Below are 19,179 nucleotides of genomic sequence, written 5' to 3'. Positions count from 1 at the left end.
CGGACGGCGAGCGCACATCGGATTGGGCCGCTCCTGCCCGCGCCGTTACGGTGAGCCCATGCCATCGGTCAAACAGTTTCAGGTCACCTTCGACTGCGCGGATCCGGAGCGGGTAGCCCGGTTCTGGTGCGAGGTTCTCGGGTACGTCGTCCCGGCGCCTCCGGAGGAGTTCGCCACCTGGGACGCCTACAACGACTCGCTGCCGGCCGAGGAGCGGGGTGCGGCGTTCGCCTGCCTCGACCCCGACGGCGTCGGACCGCGGCTGTACTTCCAGCGCGTTCCCGAGGGCAAGATCGTCAAGAACCGTGTGCACCTCGACGTGCGGGCAGGTACGGGCCTCGTGGGCGACGAGCGCCTCGCGGTCCTCGAGGCCGAGGCCGCACGGCTGATCGCGCTCGGCGCCACGCACGTGCTGACGCAGCTCGCCGACGAGGAGAACGAGTCCTGCATCACGCTGCAGGACGTCGAGGGCAACGAGTTCTGCATCGACTGACGGCTCGACTGACGGTACTCCGGCGGCTCGACCGGCGTCCGCCGGGGTACCGTCTGCTCCATGCGTCTGGGCGTTCTCGATATCGGGTCCAACACAGGACATCTGCTGGTGGTCGACGCCCATGGTGGCGCGGCACCGCTCCCTGCCTCCTCGTACAAGCAGCCGCTGCGGCTCGCCGAGCACCTGGACGACGACGGCGCCGTCAGCCCGGCGGGCGTCGAGGCCCTCGTGGAGTTCACCGCGGAGGCCGTGCGCCTGGCGGAGGACCGGGGCTGCGCCGAGACGCTGGCGTTCGCGACATCGGCGGTACGCGACGCCGTGAACTCCGAGACCGTGCTCAAGACGGTGTACGAGCGCACCGGGGTGCGGCTCGGGGTGCTGAGCGGCGAGGACGAGGCCCGGCTGACGTTCCTGGCGGTGCGCCGCTGGTTCGGCTGGTCGGCCGGGCGGCTCGCCGTGTTCGACATCGGCGGCGGCTCCCTCGAGATCGCGGGCGGCGCCGACGAGGCGCCCGACGCCGCGTGGTCGCTCCCGCTCGGGGCGGCGCGCCTGGCGCGCAGCCACTTCGGCGTGGCACCCGACGCCGAGGCGCTGCGCGCCCTGCGCCGCGACCTCCGCGCCGAGATCGCCCAGAACGCCGGGACGCTGCTGCGGGCGGGACGACCAGACCGCGCCGCCGCGACGTCCAAGACGTTCCGTTCGCTCGCGCGCATCTGCGGCGCGGCGCCGGCCGCGGACGGTCCGCTCGTGCGCCGGGTGCTGCCGCTCGACGCGCTGCGGGACCGGATCGACGAGCTGACGCGCACGAGCCTCGACGACCTGGCCCGGCTGCCCGGGGTCTCGCCGAGCCGGGCCCACCAGATAGTGCCCGGCGCGCTCGTCGCGGAGGCGTGCATGGACGTCTTCGACCTGACCGAGCTCGAGATCTGCCCCTGGGCGCTGCGCGAGGGCGTGATCCTGCAGCGGCTCGACCAGATGCCGCACATCGCCCTCGGCTAGGGCGCGCTCAGTCCGGCGAGCTGCGCCATCCGTGCCACGCCTGCCGGCGCGTTCCGCTTCAGTCGCGTGACGGCGTCGGCAACGGAGGCCCGGTCCATGTCGTCCGGTCCGATCCGTGAGGGGTTGAGGACCGTCGTGTTCGCCCACGCGCGGATCTCCGGGTCGGCGCCGAACGACAAGGACGCCCGGTTGCCCAGCACCTGCATCGTCAGCCAGTCGGCCGGCGTGTTGCTGTACGGGGTCGGCGGGCACAGTGCGTTCTTCTCGGCGTCGTCGCCCCGCGTGGCCTCGACGAACCCCGCGAGGGCGGACCCGAAGCACGGGAACCCCGTCCGGATCGGCTGAAGCGTGATCGTCTCGCCCCAGATGGGGACCAGCGGTGGGTACCTCAGTCCCGGTGCGGCGCAGTGCACGACGACGGAGCCTCGTCCCGTGACCACGTCACCGCCGTCGAGCACTATGCGGTCGGGCTCGGCGCGGCGGATGTGCCCGAGCCGGACGACGTTCTCGATGGTGCGCAGCTCGTCGCGCTCCCACCGCGCGAGCGTCGGCGTCTTGGCCATCGTCGGCGTCACGGAGCGGTCGAGGCGCAGCACGATGCCGAGATCCTCGAGCCGGAGGAAGAGGTCGTCGGGCGTGGCAGCCTCCGCCGCCGCGCCCAGGAGGTCGGCGGCCATACCGAGGAAGATCGCGGGGTCCGGCTGGATGACCGCACGGTTGAGCATCCACGGGTCGCGCGGCCGCACCCAGCAGATCGCGTCGGGGTCGACGCCCTGGGCGAGGAGCCAGATGCACGCGTCGGTCGCCGTCTTGCCCGAGCCGGCGACGACCCACCGGTCGGGCATGCCGCTGAGCTCGAGCGACGGCATCGTGCCGACCGGCACGACGCGCGCACCGTCGACGGCGAAGGGTGGCGGGGTCGTGGCCGGGATGCCTGGCGAGAGGTACCGCGCGTCGACGACGCGACGCCGGACGCGCACGTCGACGGACCTGCCGGTGTCGAGCGAACGGAGCGTCCCGCCGCCCGTGTGCTCGTGTCCCGGGTAGAACGTGACCCGGTCCGAGGCGAGCAGCCGGTCGACGAGGACCTTCGCGTAGTAGGCGGTGATCTCGGCGCCGGTGGCCCGCTCGTGCAGGCCCACCTCCGGACCCTGGGTCTGGAGCCGCCCGGTGCCCAGCGGCGTCGACGCGACGCCGTAGAACTCCGACGCCTGGTGCAGGCGGACGAACGGGTAGACGTCGAGCCAGTGGCCACCCGCGCCCACGCGCCGGTCGGTAAGGACGACGCGCGCCCCGGGGTCGTGGTCGATGACGGCGTCGACGAACGCCATCCCGGCGGCACCGGCGCCCACGACCAGATAGTCGGCCTCCGTCGCGTGAGCCATACCGTCCACTGGAGCACCGTCCCGACCGGGGAGCAACCGGCGGCACGGGTGAACCTGGCCGGATCAGCCGACGCCCAGGGAGTCCGACCGGCGGCCGTCGCGTGTGCCGAGCACGCGGGGGAACGTGCGCACCGGACCCACCACGCTCACCCCGACGAGCTCGCCGGGCGCGGGCGCGTCCACACCGAGGACGCGGGAGCGGAGCAGGTCCCGGGACTCGCCGCCCGTGACGTCCAGCTCGACGACGGCGTCGTGCCCGAAGTAGGCGACGTCGCGCACGACGGCGTCCAGCTCGCCTGCGCCGGGCCGGGTCAGGGTGAGCTGCTCGGGGCGGATCATCACGTCCACGTCGCCGTCGGACCCGTGCGCCGTCGGCAACGTCCCGAGCCGGCAGGCGACCCTGCCGTCGGACGCGCTCCCGGCGACCAGCAGAGCGTCACCGAGGAACTCCGCGACCTCGGCGTCGACCGGCTCGCGGTAGACGGTCCGGGGACTGGCGACCTGGCGGAACCGGCCGGCCTTGAGGATGGCGACCTCGTCGGCGAACGAGAGCGCCTCGCCCTGGTCGTGCGTGACCAGGACCACCGTGGCACCGGTCGCGCGCAGTGCCCGGGCGGTCGCCTCGCGCGTAGCGGTCCGCAGGGCCGTGTCCAGCGAGGAGAACGGCTCGTCGAGCAGGATCAGGCCGGGGCGGGGGGCGAGCGCCCGGGCCAGGGCGACCCGCTGCTGCTGGCCGCCGGAGAGCTGGTGCGGATGCCGCTCCGCGACCGCCGCGGGCAGGCCGACGAGGTCGAGCAGCTCGAGCACGCGGTCGTGGTGGCGCTGCCGCGGCCAGGGCAGCCCGAAGGCGATGTTCCCGGCGACCGAGAGGTGCGGGAAGAGCGCGCCGTCCTGCCGGACGTAGCCGACGCCCCGGCGCTCGGGCGGCAGCCACGTGCCGGGGCCCGCGACGGTCCGGCCGTCGACCGTGACCGTGCCCGTCGTCGGCCGCAGGAAGCCCGCGACCACGCGCAGGAGCGTGGTCTTGCCGCTGCCGGAACCGCCCAGCACCGCCGTCGTCGAGCCCTCGGCGACGGTGAGGGCGACGTCGTCGAGCACCGTCTCCCGGCCGTACCCAGCGCTCACGCCATGGATCTTGAGCTCGCTCATCGCTCCTCCCTCATCTCTCTTCCAGGATCTGCCGCCGCAGCAGGACGGTGAGTGGTACCGATATGGCGATCATCACTGCGGCGTAGGGCGCTGCGGCCGCGTAGTCCAGCTCGCTCGCCTCGCGCCAGAATGCCAGGGCGAGGGTGTCCGTCCCGGTGGGAGCCAGCAGAAGGGTAGCGGTCAGCTCGGTGCTGACCGCGAGGGCCACCAGCACCAGACCCGTGAGCGCCGACGGCGCGACCAGCGGCAGCACGACCCGGACGAGGGTCGCCGGCCCGCTCAGCCCCAGGGAGCGCGAGGCCTCCGAGAGCTCGGGCCGGGCGGCGGCGAGGCCCGCGCGCAGCGAGACCATCGCGCGGGGCAGGAACAGGATGGTGTAGGCCAGGATGATGAGCCCCACCGTCTGGTAGACGGGCCGGGCCCAGCGGACGGCGAGCGTGACCAGGGCCAGCCCGACGACCACCCCGGGCAGCGCGCTGGCGACGAAGGTCGCCCGCTCGAGCAGGAGGGTCAGGCCCGAGCGGTGGCGGTTCAGCAGCCAGGCCCCGGGCAGGGCGGCGACGACGGCCGCGACGGCACCCAGTACCGCGAGACCGAGGGTGCTCAGCGTGACCCGCACCAGGCCGGCGGCGTCGAGCCCGTCACCGTCGCCGAGGCCGTGGAGCAGCCACCGGATGACGGTCGCCACCGGGACGGCGACCGAGAGGGCGACCAGGGCACCGAGGAAGACGAGCGCGGGCGCCGTCCAGCCGCCGAGGACGGCGGGCACGGCCCGCCGCTGGACGCCCGACCCGACCCGGGCCACGCGGTGCCGGCCCCGGGCCAGCAGGTCGAGCACGAGCGCCACCAGGCACAGCGTGAGCAGCACCGACGCGAGCAGGCTGCTGGACGTGCTGCTGAACCCGACGGCGTACTGCTGCATGATCGCCGTGGTGAAGGTCTGGAACCGCATCATCTCCAGCACGCCGTACTCGGCCAGGAGGTGGAGCGCCACCAGCAGCGCGCCGCCGCTCAGCGCCGGCCGCAGCCGCGGCAGCACGGTACGCACGACGGCGGCGGCGGGCGAGAGGCCGAGCGAGCGTGCCGCCTCCTCGTCGCCGGGGTCCAGCGTCCGCAGCATGGCCGCCACCGGGAGGAACACGAACGGGAAGTACGCCAGCGTCGTGACGAGGGCCGCGCCGCCGAAGCCGTCGAGCCACGGCGCCACCGTGACCCAGGCGTAGGCGCTCACGAACGACGGCACGGCCAGCGGGGCCAGGAGCAGCGTGCGCCACACCCCGGCCCCGGGCAGGGCGGTGCGCTCGACGAGCCACGCCGCGGCCACGCCCACGACGACGGTGGCCGGCACCGTGACGGCGAACAGCAGCCCGGTGTTCGTGAGCAGCTCGCCGACGCGGGGGCGCAGCAGGTAGCGCGCGGCCTCGCCCGGGTCGGCGGAGAGCGCGTCGGGGACGACGACGAGCAGGGGCAGGAGGGCGAGCGCGGCGACCAGCGCCGCGCCCACGGCGACGCCCCGCGCCCCGAGACTCTGCGCCCCGAGACCCTGCGTCCTAGAGGATGCCGGCATCCGTCATCATCGTGAGGACGTCGTCCGAGTTGAGGGTGAACGGGTCGACCGGCGGAGCGTCGAGCTCCGCCAGCGGCGGCAGCGCGGGGTCGGACTCGACGCCGGTGCCGACCGCGTACTCCATCGACCCGCTGTCGACCAGCACCTCCTGACCCTCCGGGCTGGTGATGTAGGCCAGGAACTGCTGGGCCTCGTCGGGCTTGTCCGAGGAAGCGAGCACGCCGCCGGCCGAGAGGCTGACGAACGCGCCGGGGTCCTGGTTGCCGAAGTAGTGCAGCGCGGTGTTCGCGCTGCCCTCCTTGTCCTCGGCCTGGTCGCGGTACCAGTAGTAGTGGTACATGATCCCGACCGGGACCTCGCCGGCGTTGACGGCCTGCATCGTGGCGATGTTGTTCTGGTAGACGTCGGCGTTCTCGGCCAGCGCGTCGAGCCAGGCCTGGGTCTCCTGCTCGCCCTGGTCCGACAGCATGCCGGCCACGATGGCCTGGAAGTCCGCACCGCCGGGCGCCGCGCCCCACCGGCCGGCCCACTCGGGGTCGGCGAGGTCCATGATCGACGCCGGGAGCTCGTCCTCGCCGATCTCGTCCGTGTTGTAGATGAGCACCGTCGACCGGGCGGCCATCGCCGTCCATTGCCCCGACGACGGCGCCATGCCCTCGCCGACCTGCGCCAGGGTCTCCTCGTCCACGGGCTCGAGGAGGCCCGCGCGTTCCACGATCGTCATCGCCGGTGAGTTCTCCGTCAGGAAGACGTCGGCCGGCGACGCCTCGCCCTCCTCGACGATCATGTGCCCCATGGAGGCGTCCTGGCCCTCCCGCACCTGGGTCTTGATGCCGGTCTCCTCGGTGAAGGCCTGCGCCCAGGCCTCGGTGACGTTGCGGTGCTGGGAGGAGTAGATCTGCAGCGCGTCGGCCTGCGCCTCGAAGGGCTCGTCGCCGGACCCACCAGATCCGCCGGATCCGCCACCGCAGGCGGCGAGCGCCAGCGGCAGGGTCAGGGTGAGCAGGGCGGCGGCGCCGAGGTGTCGTCTCTGGGGCACTGGAGTGTCTCGTCTCTGGGTTCTACGGCGGGGGTCTTCAGCGGGGTTCTTCGGCACGGTCTTCAGCGGCTCGGTCGGAGCAGCAGGTCCTGCAGCCGCCGGACCGGCCGGTCGGCGAGGTGCCAGATGAGGCAGCCGGCGGCGAGCGCGGTCAGGGTGGCGCCGAGGGCGTGCGGGATCAGGTCCAGGATCGGGAACTGGACCAGGTAGACGTACAGCGAGGCCGACGCGAGCAGGCCGACGACGGGCACGGCCCAGGCGGGAAGGCGCACCTCGCGGACGAACGTCAGCAGCGCGATGCCTAAGAGGATGGTGGCGTTGCGCACGGGGTCGTCGGGGAAGAACGTCGCCCCGCCGGCGACGGCGATCGCGAGCGTGAGCAGGCGGCGTCGGCGGGTGTCGGCATATGCGACGGCGGCCCCGACCGCGAACAGCCAGAACGTCGTCGGCATGATCCCGCGCAGCACGCCCTCCCCGAGGAAGAGAATGAGGAAGCGGGGCACGAGAGCGACAAGGGTGACGACCGCCGCGACGCGCCACGGCTGCGACCGCCAGGCGCGGCCCACCCACGGCACGGCGAGGATCGCCGCGAGCGTGACCGTGCACGCGATCAGCGCGTCGACGAACCACAGCTCGTTGCGGAACCCGTACGCGACGTCGCCGAAGATCCAGTTGACGAGCAGCACGTTGGCCCACCCGTAGCGGTCCTGGACGACCATGCCGAACAGCGCCACGGCGGCCGTGGGCATGGCGACGCCGATCAGCGTGCGGGTGCTCGCCCGCCACCGGCCGCGCGCCGTGGGCATCGACAGGCCGAACCGGGCCGCGTTGAAGCCGGCGACCGCGAGCAGGGTGTGCGCGCCGCCCAGGACGTGGAAGAGGTCGGCGTGGGAGCCGCAGATGATGACGACGGCGATCGCGCGGAGCAGCACCGAGGTCTCGACGCTGCGCCACCAGCGCCCGCGCTGGGGTGCGCTGTCGGCGAGTCCGGTGCCGTCGGTAAGGCCGGTGCCCGGTAGGTCGACGGAACCTCCCCGCTCGACCAGCTCGCCGAGCGGGCGGTGGTGCCAGCCCGGCGGCAGCGGGCCGACGAGCCGTTCGAGCCCGACGGAGGCCTGCACGTGGCTGAGCGAGTCGCCGCCGTGCTGGACGAAGCTGCGACCGAGGTCGACGGCGTCGAGCCCGAGCACGTCGCCGACGGCGCGGGCCACGCGCTCGGCGAGCGTCGGGCCCTTCGTGCGGGGCTCCTGAGGTGGCTGCTCGTCCGGCCGCGCACCGCGGACGAGCGCGGCGCAACCGAGGCGGTCCACCTTGCCGTTGGGCAGCCGGGGCAGGTCGGCGACGGCGACCGCGACGGAGGCGGGGGAGAGCCCCGACGCGTCGCCGGCCAGCCGCCGGACGAGCGCGGCCGTCTCGACGGGTACCGCGCCCGGAGCCGGCTCGACCAGCACGGTCAGACCGGCGTCGTCGCCTCCTACGCAGGCGACGTACCCGGCGGACTCGAGTGCCGACTCGACCATCGTCAGGTCGATCCGCAGCCCCATGACCTTGACGAACCCCGAGCGCCGTCCGACCAGGCGCAGCAGGCCGTCCGGGCCGATGCGCCCGAGGTCGCCGGTCCGCAGCTCGGACAGCATCGCGCCGAGCGCGAGGTCGTCGGGGTGCTCGGCGTAGCCCATCATCACGCCGGGACCGCGCACCACTACCTCGCCGGAGCCCTCGGACGCCTCGGGCACTGTCGTGTCGAGGTGCAGGGACGTCCCGGCCACGGGCCGCCCGACGGCGTCGGGGTTGTCCGCCACGAGGGCCGGGTCGAGCACGCAGATGCGGGCCGTGGCCTCGGTCTGCCCGTACATCACGGCGAGCTCCCACCCCTGCCGCCGGCCCAGCGCGGCGGTACGCAGGACGCGGTCGGGGTGCATCCGGCCGCCGGCCTGGGCGAGCAGCCGCAGCGACGGGTGCGGCCGTTCGAGGGCGCCGGTGGACTCCAGGAGCTCGACCGTGTGCGGTACGACCGCCATCGTCGTGACGCCCAGCTCGTCGACCGTGTTCCACAGGTCCTCGGTCAGGACCGATCCCTCGTCCAGCACCACCGAGGCGCCCGCGACCAGGTGCGAGTGCAGCACCGAGAGCCCGAAGCAGTAGTGGAGGGGAAGGCTCGTGATCGCCCGGTCGTCCGCGGTGATCCGCAGCGCCGCGGCGATCGCCAGGGCGTTGCTGCGGACGTTCTGCCGGGACAGCCGGACGAGCTTGGGCGAGCCGGTGCTCCCCGACGTGCTCAGCAGGAGGGCGAGATCCGGGTGCAGCAGATGGCGAGGGGCCGCCGTGAGCAGGTCGAACGGTCGCTCCGGATCGCCGGTAGCGGTGACGTCCGGCAGGTAGCGGTCCAGGATCGTGCCGGTGCGGGCGTCGTCGGGCGTGACGAGCGCGACGTGGCCCGCCTGGAGCGTGGCCAGGTACGCCGTCACGCTCGCGAGGTCCGGCCGGAGCGCCAGGTGGACGAGCCGGCGGCCGTCGGCGACGCCCGGGAGCAGGCCGGCGACGTCGGCGACCCTGCGCCGGAGCTCCTCGTGGGACAGGCCCTCGCCCGAGGCGGTGAGCAGCGCGAGCCGCCCGGACGCCTCGTCGGCGACCGGATCGGCCGACGAAAGAGCGCCACGGCTCGGGGCCGCAGCGGGCGGGAGGGCGGTCAGCACGAAGGGAATGCTAACCTAACTTGAGTGTTTCCTTGACAAGAGGTGAAAGTCGTGAGCACCGAGGTCTGGTGGTCCTCGCTGGCCGCTGCGGACCGGGATCTGCTCGGCCTGCTCGACGCCGCTGAGCGCGCGCGGGTCGAGTCGCTGGTCCGGTCCGCCGACCGCGGCCGGTCCCTGATCAGTGCGGCGATGCTGCGCACCGCGGTCGCGGCTCACCTCGGGATCGCGCCGGCCGACGTCGTGGTGGACCGCACCTGCGCCGAGTGCGGCGGTCCGCACGGGGCGCCGCGGATAGTGGGTCGGGGCGCGGAGGTTCCCTCGGTCTCTGTCTCGCACTCCGGGCTCCTAGCCGTGGTCGCGCTGGTCCCGAGCGGGCCCGTCGGCGTGGACGTGCAGCGGCTCGCCGACCTCGGCGACCCGGCGGACGGGCACGCGTGGGCGACGAGGGAAGCCTTGTTCAAGGCGGGGAAGCCGGCGCGGGGGGACGTCGCGATCTCCGGGCTCCGCCCGCCCCTGCCGGGCTATGCGGCGGTCCTCGTGTCGCCCGCCGGGCCGGCGAGCGCGCCTCGGATCACGTACTGGCCCCGGCCGATCCGCGCGTAGGGCACGCGGCACGGCTCTCGGCGTCGGACGGCGGACGGTGAGGAAAAAGCGCCGCGAACGTAACGCCGCGGCTCGCGAGGCGAAACCCGGGTTCGCGACCCTTCCGGGGAAGGGCGCCACCGCATGGTGGCGCTCTGACCAACGTGCTCCACCTTGCTCTGACCACGGCAGCCGCCCCCTGGAACTGGGAGAACCATGACCCACGTGAAGCCCGCGGACCTCGTGACCCGCATGATCGACGCCGGCGAGGCGAAGGTGCACCTGTCGACGAGGGACACGCTGATCCGGGCGTTCATGGGTGCGGCGCTGCTCACGATCGCCGCTGCGTTCGCCGTGACGGTGTCCACGCAGACGGGGGAGCCGCTGCTCGGCGCGATCCTGTTCCCGGTCGGCTTCATCATGCTCTACCTGCTGGGGTTCGACCTGCTCACCGGCGTCTTCACGCTCGCGCCGCTGGCGTGGCTGGCCAAGCGGCCGGGGGTCACCGTCGGCGCGGTGCTGCGCAACTGGGGCCTGGTGTTCGTGGGGAACCTGGCGGGCGCGATCATGGTCGCCGTCCTCATGGCCATCTACTTCACGTACGGCTTCTCGACCGAGCCCAGCGAGGTCGGCCAGGCGATCGGGGTGATCGGCGAGGGCCGGACCGTCGGCTACGCCGACCACGGCGCGGCCGGCATGCTCACGCTGTTCGTGCGCGGCGTGCTGTGCAACTGGATGGTGTCGACGGGCGTCGTGTTCGCGATGATCTCCACGAGCGTGATCGGCAAGGTCGCCGCCATGTGGATGCCCATCATGCTGTTCTTCTACATGGGCTTCGAGCACTCGATCGTGAACATGTTCCTGTTCCCGTCCGGCCTGCTGCTCGGCGCCGACTTCACGATCATGGACTACCTGGTCTGGAACGAGATCCCGACGGTCATCGGCAACCTGGTCGGCGGGCTCACCTTCGTCGGGCTGGTCATGTACGCCACGCACTACCGGACGGCGCCGAGCCGGCGTCCGGTAGCGCTCGTCGAGACCGCGGCCGAGCCGACGCCGGAACGGGAGCGCGAACTGGTCTGACCCGTCCCCGTTCGGGGAGGCGGATACTGGCGGTATGTCGGTTGTCACGAACCCCGTCGAACGCCTGCGGGCCCGGGTGGGGGACGCGGTGTTCACGCGGGTCGCCGGGCCCGGTGGGTACGAGGCGCGGGACCGGATCCACCTCACGCCCGGGCCTCGCTGGTTCCCGCCCGACAGCCCCATCCGGCTGGTCCACGGCGACTCGGCGACGTTCGTCGGCGGGCTGCGGGCGCTGCTGCTCCAGTCGCTGCACCCGCTCGCGATGGCGGGCGTGGCCGGCCACTCCGGCTACCGCGGGGACCCGTGGGGACGCCTCGCGCGCACCTCGACCTTCCTCGGCTACACGACCTTCGCGACGGCGGAGCACGCCCAGGAGATGGTCGACCGCGTGCGCGCCGTCCACGCACGCGTGCGAGGCAAGGCGCCGGACGGACGCACGTACCGCGCGAGCGACCCGCACCTGCTCACGTGGGTGCACGTCGCGGAGGCCGACTCGTTCCTGACCGCGCACCAGCGCTACGGCGTGCGGCCGCTCGACCCGACCGAGGCGGACGAGTACGTCGCGCAGTCGGGCCGAGTCGCGCGGGCGCTCGGCGCGGAGGACGTCCCGGAGACGGTGGCCGAGCTGGCCGACCGCCTGGCGTCCTACCGCGGCGAGCTGGAGGCCACGCCCGCGGCGCTCGACACCGCGCGGTTCCTGCTGCGGGAGCCGCCGCTGCCCTGGTCCGCCCGAGGGCCCTATTACCTGCTGGCCGCGGGGGCGGTGGCGCTCCTGCCCGGCTGGGCCCGCGCCGAGCTCGACGTGGACACCCGGTTCAGCCGGGTCCTGGGCGGCCCCGCCGGGGGAGTCGCCGTCCGGGCCGTGCGCTGGGGCATGGACAGCGTCTCCCGCCAGGGCCGCCGATGGTGACCCGGCGGGTGCGTCAGCCGAGCGGATCCGCCAACGGCAGGTCGGCGATCGCCTCGGTGATCCCCTTCCGGTCATAGCTGCCGGTCGGCAAGGTTGCCGCGTGCGCGTGGCGGACGACCCCGTCCCGGTCGACCAGGAGGCTGCCCGACTGCTGCATGGCGCCGAACACCTTCCGCATCAGCCCCACCGACTCGTGGGGCGAGCCGTGCCGGCCGGTCACCACCTCGAACGGCAGCTCACGGCGTGCCTGCCAGGCCGCTGCCTCGCTCCGGCCCTCGGGGACGACGATCAGTACGCGGATGTCGGCCGCTGCCAGGTCGGCGGCCCGGGCGGCAAGGTCCTTGACGTGCATGGCGCAGACCGGGCAGGTGACCGAGCGCATGAAGTAGAGCAGCACGCTGGCCGTGCCGCGGTAGTCGGCGAGGCGGACGGGGCGCCCAGCGGTGTCTTCGAGCTCCAGGTCGGGGAGCACGGATCCGGTTTCGAGCATGAGGTCTCCAGGTGAGGTGGTGGTGAGGTGGTGGGGTCGTTCGTCAGCTGTGACGTCAGCCGTGCAGCAGCAGCTCGCGGACCGTCGTCCGGGCTCGGTGCAGGCGGGACTTCATGGCGGGCGTGCTCAGGCCGAGCGCGTCGGCGACGGCCTTGCCGGGGTAGCCCTGGACGTCCCGCATGATCAGGACCCGGCGTTGGTCGGCGGGCAGCTGGGCGACCGCCGCGGCCACCCGTTCCGCCTCGAGCCGCTGCAGGACGTCGTCCTCCGCCGAGACCGTGGTCTCGGGCGGCACCAGCTCCGGGTCGCCGCGCAGCGCCTGGCGGGCGCGCCGCAGGCACTCGTTGCGCACTATCCGGAACATCCACGATACGAGCGCGCCGGAGGCTCGCAGGGTCCCGATCTTGCGGTACAGGATGATGAGGGCTTCCTGCGCGGAGTCCTCGGCGTCCTCGGGTGTTGCGCACAGGGTGCGCGCGAACCGCTGCACGTGCGGGTGCGATCCCGAGACCAGGGCTGCGATCGCGGCAGCGTCTCCACCCTGCGCGGCGACGATCAACGACTCCCGGGGCCAGCTGGTCTCAGCCATGCCTCGGCCCCCGCCCCGGGGCGGCCCCGACCACTGTGCAGGCGTTCAACGCGACCTCCTCCGGTGCCGAGCGTGTCCCGGCCCCTATAAGAGTCGGCACGAGGGCAAAAGGATTCAGGGCGTCGCCGCAGCTCGCTTGGGGGTCGGTTGGTTCGGCCCAGCGGACGCCGTGTCGCGGGGGGTGCCGCAGCGCCAGCAGGTGCCCGTCGGGGACTCGTTGAGGGCGCCGCACTCCGCGCAGACCTCGGAGAGCCAGCAGGCAGCGTCGCCGCCGTCGGGTCCGCTCGTGGGGCGGGATGGGTCGGGCACGGTCCCTCCTCGTGGTCGACCAGTCGTTCTGGTGTCGATCGTCCCACGGGATGACCCGAGGCGCGTCGGCCGTGGCACGGCTCAGAGATCAGGCCGGTGCAGATGGGCCGGCGCGAGGTCGAGCCGGCCGCGCCGGGCGCGCGGCGAGCCGGGGGAGCGGCGCAGGACCGTGAGGCTCACGCCCGGCGGGATGTCCCAGCCGGCCGGGTCGACGTCGGGCTGGCCGCCGGTGGCGCCGACCTCCAGGAACACCTGGCCGTAGGCGCATCGTGGCATGAGCCCGAGGAGCTTCTGGAGCTCGGGAGCGTCGTGTGCGTCGCCCGCCTTACCTAACACCAGATCGGTCGCCCGGGCAATGATCCGGCTCTACGTGACCAGCGGGTACGGCGTCGCCCGGCTCACCCGCTGGAACTGGCGGTAGAAGTCCCCGATGACCGCGGCCAGCGGCGCATGCTTGACCAGGAGTGCCGCGATGCCGGCGGGCGCTCCCTCCGGGGTCACCCCCTCGGCGCAGGAGCGCACGAACTCCCTGCGCTCCTGGGGCCCATAGCCGTACAGGGCGACGGTCAGCCAGTTCACCAGGTGCGTGAGGGCGAGGTTCCGGTCGTACCCGCGGTGCTCGTCGAAGAAGGCGGCCTCGGCCTGGCCGAGCTCGAAGCCGGACGAGATCGCGAGCCCGTAGTCGGCGAAGTCGAGCCGCTGTCCGTCGGTCAGGATGTTCTGGAAGTGGGCGTCGAAGTGCAGCAGCCCGCGGGTGTTCATGAACGAGATGCCGGCGTCCAGCTCGTCCTCCACCATGGCGCAGGCCTGCTCGGCGACCTCGCCACCGGCGTCGACCTGGACGCCAAGCCAGTCGTGCAGGTTCTGCGGGACGTACTCCAGGAACAGCACGAGGCTCGCCGAGGACTCCCGCAGGGCCTCTATCCGACGCCGTACCTCCGTGCTGCCTCCCCAGTAGTCGACGGCCCGGTCCACGTCGGCCAGCTCCTCGGGGAGCGGCTGGCCGCCGTCGGGCAGCACCCGCCAGTGGTGCATCAGGGGGAAACCCTCGTAGTCGCCAGCGATCACCCAGTTCGTCGTCATGATCTGTGCGGCCAGCTCGCGCCAGGCGCCGAACCCCGGTCCGCCGATGGTGCCGACGCCGTAGTGGCAGAAGATCGGCAGCCCGAAGAGGTCTGCGGTCGAGCGGACGTTCTCGGGCCGGAGCTCGAGGTCGGTCAGGCGCACCTGCTTGACGAACACCGGGGTCCCCTCGACCTCCAGCAGGACCGTCTTCCCGCCGATGCCGGAGCCGATGGGCGTGGCGGCGTCCACGAGCTCGCGCAGCCTGCGGTCGCTGCACAACGACAGTGCTGTGGACGCGGCGCCGTGGGCGGCGAGACGGGCTGTGCGGGACATGGCCGTCAGCCTCTCACGTGCACAGATGGCGCCGCCGCGCGCGCCGCCCTTGCCTAACCAGCGCGTTCACGGCAGAGTCTGTGGTGACGCACCTCACACCGTCGTGAGGCGCGTCGCCAACGGAGGTGCCCGATGACGACCACCGAATTTGCGACGCTCCGCCGTTCGATCGAGCAGCTGCGCCAGAGCGTGGCCGTGGTGCGCAGCGCGTTCGGCGACGCGCCGGAGGTGCGCCGGCTCGTGAACGACCTGGAGCGGCTGGAGATCGACGCCGCGGAGCTCCTGTCGGCGGAGCCCGTGCGGCAGGTGAGGACCCCGGGGCGCGTGCCCGAGCACGTCGTCGTGCCCGACACCCCGCTGGACGAGGCGATGTTCAGCGATGCCGACGACGAGGGGCTCGGCGGCTACCACGGCGACCGCTCGTGACGACCACCGCACGCGGCGAGGGCGGGCGAAGGGTCGGCGCGCGCGGTGTGGACAGTCCGGGCCGGGCCGCCGTCGAGGCGCGCACGCTGCGGAGCGACCGGTGGTGGCTGCCCCCGCTCGCGACCACGGTCGGCATCCTGATCTTCCTCGTCTACGCGACCGTGCGGGCCTTCCAGCAGCAGTACTTCTTCGCGGACGAGCGGTACCTGACGCCGTTCTACTCGCCCTGCGTCTCGTTCGGGTGCGCGTCGGAGCCGGGCTCGTCGCACTTCGGGATGTTTCTCCCGGACCACCCCCTGCTGCCGTACGCGGCGCTGACCCTGCCGTTCCTGCTGCTGTTCCGGCTGACCTGCTACTACTACCGCAAGGCGTACTACCGCTCGTTCGCGCTGGCCCCCGCGGCGTGTGCGGTGCCTGAGCCGCACGCGACGTACCACGGCGAGACCCGCTTCCCGCTGGTCCTGCAGAACTCCCACCGGTACTTCTTCTACGCCGCGGTGGTCATCTCGGTGATCAACACCTACGACGCGCTGGTCGCGTTCCGGCATCCGACGGACGGGTTCGTCGTGGGCGTGGGCAACCTCGTGCTGCTCGTGAATGTGGTGCTGCTGTGGTGCTACACGGCGTCGTGCCACTCGTGCAGGCACGTGATGGGCGGCCGCCTCACGCACTTCTCGAAGCATCCCGTGCGGTACCGGCTCTGGACGTGGGTTTCCGCGCTCAACACGCGGCACGCGCAGTTCGCGTGGATCACTCTCGCCTCGCTCATCCTGACCGACCTGTACGTCGCGCTCGTCGCGAGCGGGACCATCACCGACCTGCGACTCATCGGATAACTGGACAGGAGCCGGCCCTTGACGGAGATCGAACGGCACGAGTACGACGTCCTCGTCATCGGGGCCGGGGGCGCCGGGCTGCGGGCCGCGATCGAGGCGGCCGAACGCGGCCTGCGGACGGCGATCGTCTGCAAGTCGCTGTTCGGCAAGGCCCACACCGTGATGGCCGAGGGCGGGTGCGCGGCGGCCATGGGCAACGTCAACGAGAACGACTCGTGGCAGGTCCACTTCCGCGACACCATGCGCGGCGGCAAGTTCCTGAACAACTGGCGGATGGCGGAGCTGCACGCCAAGGAGGCGCCCGACCGGGTCTGGGAGCTCGAGAGCTACGGCGCGCTGTTCGACCGCACCGAGGACGGCCGGATCAGCCAGCGCCACTTCGGCGGGCACACCTACCCGCGCCTCGCCCACGTCGGCGACCGGACCGGGCTGGAGCTGCTGCGCACCATGCAGCAGCGCATCGTCGCCCTCCAGCAGGACGACTTCGCGGAGACCGGCGACTACGAGGCCCGGCTGCGTGTGTTCGCCGAGTGCACCGTCACGGAGCTGCTCAAAGGTCCGGGTCCAGATCCGTCCGCGGGGCCCGACGGCGCGATCGCCGGGGCGCTCGGCTACTGGCGCGAGTCGGGGCGGCTCGTCGTGTTCTCGGCGCCCGCCGTGGTGCTGGCCACGGGCGGCATCGGCAAGTCGTTCCAGGTCACGTCGAACTCGTGGGAGTACACGGGGGACGGCCACGCCCTCGCGCTCCGCGCCGGCGCGGACCTCATCGACATGGAGTTCGTCCAGTTCCATCCGACGGGCATGGTCTGGCCGCCCAGTGTCAAGGGCATCCTCGTGACCGAGGGCGTGCGCGGCGACGGCGGGGTCCTCAAGAACTCCGAGGGCAAGCGGTTCATGTTCGAGTACGTGCCCGACGTCTTCAAGGGTCAGTACGCCGATACCGAGGACGAGGCGGACCGCTGGTACGACGACCAGGAGAAGAACCGCCGCACGCCCGACCTGCTGCCGCGCGACGAGGTGGCCCGCGCGATCAACACCGAGGTCAAGGAGGGGCGCGGCTCTCCGCACGGGGGTGTCTACCTCGACATCGCGAGCCGCATGCCCGCCGAGGAGATCAAGCGGCGCCTCCCGTCGATGTACCACCAGTTCAAGGAGCTGGCCGACGTCGACATCACCGCCGAGCCGATGGAGGTCGGCCCCACGTGTCACTACGTGATGGGCGGCATCCAGGTCGACCCGGACACGGGGCAGTCGCGCGTCCCGGGGCTGTTCGCCGCGGGGGAGTGCGCGGGCGGCATGCACGGCTCGAACCGCCTCGGCGGCAACTCGCTCTCGGACCTGCTGGTGTTCGGCCGGCGAGCGGGGCTGGGCGCCGCCGACTACGTCGTCGGCCTGGAGAGCAGGCCCACCGTGCGCGCGGCCGACGTCGACGCGGCGGCGGAGATGACGCTCGCCCCGTTCGACCCGCCGTCGGACCCTCAGGACGGGACCGGCGGCGCGGGAGCCGAGAACCCCTACACCCTGCACGCCGAGCTCCAGCGCATGATGAACGACCTGGTGGGCATCATCCGCACGGAGTCGGAGGTGGCCGAGGCGCAGCGGCGTCTGGGCGAGCTGCGCGCGCGGATACGGCAGGTGTTCGTCGAGGGCTACCGGCAGTACAACCCCGGCTGGCACCTGGCGCTCGACCTGCGCAACATGCTCATGGTCAGCGAGGCGGTCGCGGCGTCGGCCCTGCTGCGCACCGAGAGCCGCGGCGGGCACACCCGCGAGGACCATCCGGGGCTCGACGCCGAGTGGCGCCACCGGGTGCTGGTGACGCGCTGCGCCGACAGCAACGAGGTGGTGCCGCGCGTCGTCGTCGAGCCCGCCGAACGGGTGCCCATGCGCGAGGACCTGCTCGCGCTGTTCGAATTCTCCGAGCTCCAGAAGTACTACACGCCGGCCGAGCTGGCGGCGCACCCCGGGCAACCGGCAGATCCAGATGCAGCTCCAGATCCGATGGGAGGCACCGCATGAGCTACACGGGCACGTTCCGGGTCTGGCGCGGAGATGCCGATGGCGGCGCGCTGGCCGACTTCAGCGTCGAGGTCAACGAGGGCGAGGTGGTGCTCGACGTCCTCCACCGGTTGCAGGCCACGCAGACGCCCGACCTCGCCGTGCGCTGGAACTGCAAGGCGGGCAAGTGCGGGTCGTGCTCGGCGGAGATCAACGGGAAGCCGCGCCTGCTGTGCATGACGCGGATGTCGGTGTTCGACCGCGACGACGTCGTGACCATCACACCGATGCGGACGTTCCCGGTGATCCGCGACCTCGTGACCGACGTGTCGTTCAACTACGCGAAGGCACGCGAGATCCCCTCGTTCACGCCGCCGGCCGACCTGGGGCCGGGCGAGTACCGGATGGCGCAGGTCGACGTCGGGCGCTCGCAGGAGTTCCGCAAGTGCATCGAGTGCTTCCTGTGCCAGGACACCTGCCACGTGGTGCGCGACCACGAGGAGAACAAGGAGTCGTTCGCCGGGCCGCGCTTCCTGATGCGGATCGCCGAGCTGGAGATGCACCCGCTCGACGTCGCGGACCGCGTGCCCGCCGCGCAGGAGGAGCACGGGCTCGGCCGGTGCAACATCACGAAGTGTTGCACCGACGTCTGCCCCGAGGGCATCCACATCACCGACAACGCGCTGATCCCGATGAAGGAGCGCGTCGCGGACCGGCGGTACGACCCCCTGGTCTGGCTGGGCCGGACGATCTCGCGGCGGCGCGGCTGACGGTCACACGGTGAACAGTCTTGTCTCATAACTGTTCATTCAGATACTCTGACGCGTATGAGCTCGTTGGAGATCACACCCGAGTCGGACGACGAGTGGGAGCAGGTGATCCGCCGTCATCTCGCCGCAGGTGAGCGCGCACACGTGACCTTCGAGCGGCCGTCGATGACGCCGGCCGAGCTGGCGGACAGCATCGGCGTCTCGCGAGCAACGATCCAGCGCCGGATCCTCGCGGGAGAGATCCGGTCGGAGCGCCGCGGCAACCGCCACCGCATTCCGCTGCACGAGGTGGAACGGTTCCGGCACGCCTACGTCCGCGAGATGGCGGCAGACCTTGCAGCCGACTTCTGAGCACCGCGTCTTCGTCGACGCCAAGTCCTGACCGGTGGGAGAGACCGTAGCTTCCGGGGGTGTGTTGCTGACAGTCGACAATGTCGACTGTCAGCAACACATGTTCGGG

At 72.4% G+C, this 19,179-nt stretch carries 20 protein-coding genes; 10 read left to right on the top strand and 10 right to left on the bottom strand.

Annotated elements, in window-relative coordinates:
• Positions 1-58 precede the first annotated feature (58 nt).
• Entirely contained in the window at positions 59-493 is a 435-nt protein-coding gene (locus ACFO6V_RS03830) for a VOC family protein (RefSeq protein WP_377132407.1), read from the top strand.
• A gap of 60 nt (positions 494-553) precedes the next feature.
• Entirely contained in the window at positions 554-1,492 is a 939-nt protein-coding gene (locus ACFO6V_RS03825) for a Ppx/GppA family phosphatase (protein WP_377132405.1), read from the top strand.
• Here the strand turns inward: ACFO6V_RS03825 and ACFO6V_RS03820 are convergent.
• The 5 genes from ACFO6V_RS03820 to ACFO6V_RS03800 form a co-directional block, all read right to left on the bottom strand.
• A complete protein-coding gene (locus tag ACFO6V_RS03820; protein WP_377132403.1) occupies positions 1,489-2,877 on the bottom strand; it encodes a pyridine nucleotide-disulfide oxidoreductase in 1,389 nt (462 codons plus the stop codon). The two genes, ACFO6V_RS03825 and ACFO6V_RS03820, sit on opposite strands and share 4 nt — an antisense overlap.
• A 63-nt stretch (positions 2,878-2,940) precedes the next feature.
• Positions 2,941-4,026, bottom strand: coding sequence for an ABC transporter ATP-binding protein (locus ACFO6V_RS03815; RefSeq protein ID WP_377132401.1), 1,086 nt, complete (start codon positions 4,024-4,026; stop codon positions 2,941-2,943).
• 10 nt (positions 4,027-4,036) lie between these two features.
• On the bottom strand, positions 4,037-5,593 hold the full coding sequence (locus ACFO6V_RS03810; protein WP_377132399.1) for an ABC transporter permease: 1,557 nt from the start codon (positions 5,591-5,593) through the stop codon (positions 4,037-4,039).
• Entirely contained in the window at positions 5,577-6,632 is a 1,056-nt protein-coding gene (locus tag ACFO6V_RS03805) for an iron ABC transporter substrate-binding protein (protein WP_377132397.1), read from the bottom strand. Before ACFO6V_RS03805 ends, ACFO6V_RS03810 begins: the two co-directional genes overlap by 17 nt.
• A 62-nt stretch (positions 6,633-6,694) precedes the next feature.
• Positions 6,695-9,328, bottom strand: a complete 2,634-nt coding sequence (locus ACFO6V_RS03800; RefSeq protein WP_377132395.1) for an AMP-binding protein — start codon at positions 9,326-9,328, stop codon at positions 6,695-6,697.
• Positions 9,329-9,379: 51 nt separating this feature from the next.
• On the opposite strand from ACFO6V_RS03800, the gene ACFO6V_RS03795 reads away from it, so the two are divergent.
• The 3 genes from ACFO6V_RS03795 to ACFO6V_RS03785 all read left to right on the top strand — a co-directional run bounded on the left by ACFO6V_RS03795 (position 9,380) and on the right by ACFO6V_RS03785 (position 11,903).
• Positions 9,380-9,931 (top strand): 4'-phosphopantetheinyl transferase family protein, encoded by a 552-nt coding sequence (locus ACFO6V_RS03795; protein WP_377132393.1) that lies wholly within the window; start codon positions 9,380-9,382, stop codon positions 9,929-9,931.
• A gap of 195 nt (positions 9,932-10,126) precedes the next feature.
• Positions 10,127-10,993: a formate/nitrite transporter family protein gene (locus ACFO6V_RS03790; protein ID WP_377132391.1), complete on the top strand. Its 867-nt coding sequence runs from the start codon at positions 10,127-10,129 to the stop codon at positions 10,991-10,993.
• Between the two features lie 34 nt (positions 10,994-11,027).
• Positions 11,028-11,903, top strand: coding sequence for an oxygenase MpaB family protein (locus ACFO6V_RS03785; RefSeq protein WP_377132389.1), 876 nt, complete (start codon positions 11,028-11,030; stop codon positions 11,901-11,903).
• Between the two features lie 13 nt (positions 11,904-11,916).
• On the opposite strand, the gene ACFO6V_RS03780 is transcribed toward ACFO6V_RS03785, so the two are convergent.
• From ACFO6V_RS03780 to ACFO6V_RS03760, 5 genes are all read right to left on the bottom strand, one after another.
• The gene (locus tag ACFO6V_RS03780) at positions 11,917-12,393 is read right to left on the bottom strand and encodes a peroxiredoxin family protein (protein ID WP_377132387.1); all 477 of its coding nucleotides are present in this window, start codon (positions 12,391-12,393) and stop codon (positions 11,917-11,919) included.
• Between the two features lie 55 nt (positions 12,394-12,448).
• A complete protein-coding gene (locus tag ACFO6V_RS03775; protein ID WP_377132385.1) occupies positions 12,449-12,982 on the bottom strand; it encodes an RNA polymerase sigma factor in 534 nt (177 codons plus the stop codon).
• A 114-nt stretch (positions 12,983-13,096) separates the two neighbouring features.
• Positions 13,097-13,291, bottom strand: a complete 195-nt coding sequence (locus ACFO6V_RS03770) for a hypothetical protein (protein ID WP_377132383.1) — start codon at positions 13,289-13,291, stop codon at positions 13,097-13,099.
• Positions 13,292-13,372: 81 nt separating this feature from the next.
• Positions 13,373-13,627 (bottom strand): hypothetical protein, encoded by a 255-nt coding sequence (locus tag ACFO6V_RS03765; protein ID WP_377132381.1) that lies wholly within the window; start codon positions 13,625-13,627, stop codon positions 13,373-13,375.
• Positions 13,628-13,657: 30 nt separating this feature from the next.
• Positions 13,658-14,689, bottom strand: a complete 1,032-nt coding sequence (locus ACFO6V_RS03760) for a protein kinase family protein (protein ID WP_377132379.1) — start codon at positions 14,687-14,689, stop codon at positions 13,658-13,660.
• A gap of 132 nt (positions 14,690-14,821) precedes the next feature.
• Here ACFO6V_RS03760 and ACFO6V_RS03755 point away from each other — a divergent pair, with 132 nt between their 5' ends.
• From ACFO6V_RS03755 to ACFO6V_RS03735, 5 genes are read left to right on the top strand one after another with little or no spacing between them, the layout of a single operon-like run.
• A complete protein-coding gene (locus tag ACFO6V_RS03755; protein ID WP_377132377.1) occupies positions 14,822-15,115 on the top strand; it encodes a hypothetical protein in 294 nt (97 codons plus the stop codon).
• On the top strand, positions 15,112-15,951 hold the full coding sequence (locus ACFO6V_RS03750; RefSeq protein WP_377132375.1) for a hypothetical protein: 840 nt from the start codon (positions 15,112-15,114) through the stop codon (positions 15,949-15,951). Before ACFO6V_RS03755 ends, ACFO6V_RS03750 begins: the two co-directional genes overlap by 4 nt.
• Positions 15,952-15,969: 18 nt before the next feature.
• On the top strand, positions 15,970-17,970 hold the full coding sequence (locus tag ACFO6V_RS03745; RefSeq protein WP_377132373.1) for a fumarate reductase/succinate dehydrogenase flavoprotein subunit: 2,001 nt from the start codon (positions 15,970-15,972) through the stop codon (positions 17,968-17,970).
• Positions 17,967-18,719: a succinate dehydrogenase/fumarate reductase iron-sulfur subunit gene (locus ACFO6V_RS03740; protein WP_377132371.1), complete on the top strand. Its 753-nt coding sequence runs from the start codon at positions 17,967-17,969 to the stop codon at positions 18,717-18,719. The genes ACFO6V_RS03745 and ACFO6V_RS03740 overlap by 4 nt, the downstream gene beginning before the upstream one ends.
• Positions 18,720-18,776: 57 nt before the next feature.
• Entirely contained in the window at positions 18,777-19,070 is a 294-nt protein-coding gene (locus ACFO6V_RS03735; protein WP_377132369.1) for a helix-turn-helix domain-containing protein, read from the top strand.
• Positions 19,071-19,179 lie beyond the last annotated feature (109 nt).

It is taken from the genome of Promicromonospora alba, assembly GCF_042654905.1.
GTDB classification, from domain to species: domain Bacteria; phylum Actinomycetota; class Actinomycetes; order Actinomycetales; family Cellulomonadaceae; genus Promicromonospora; species Promicromonospora alba.
Note: the sequence above shows the minus strand (reverse complement) of the source record. Positions and strands in the feature narration are given on the sequence as shown.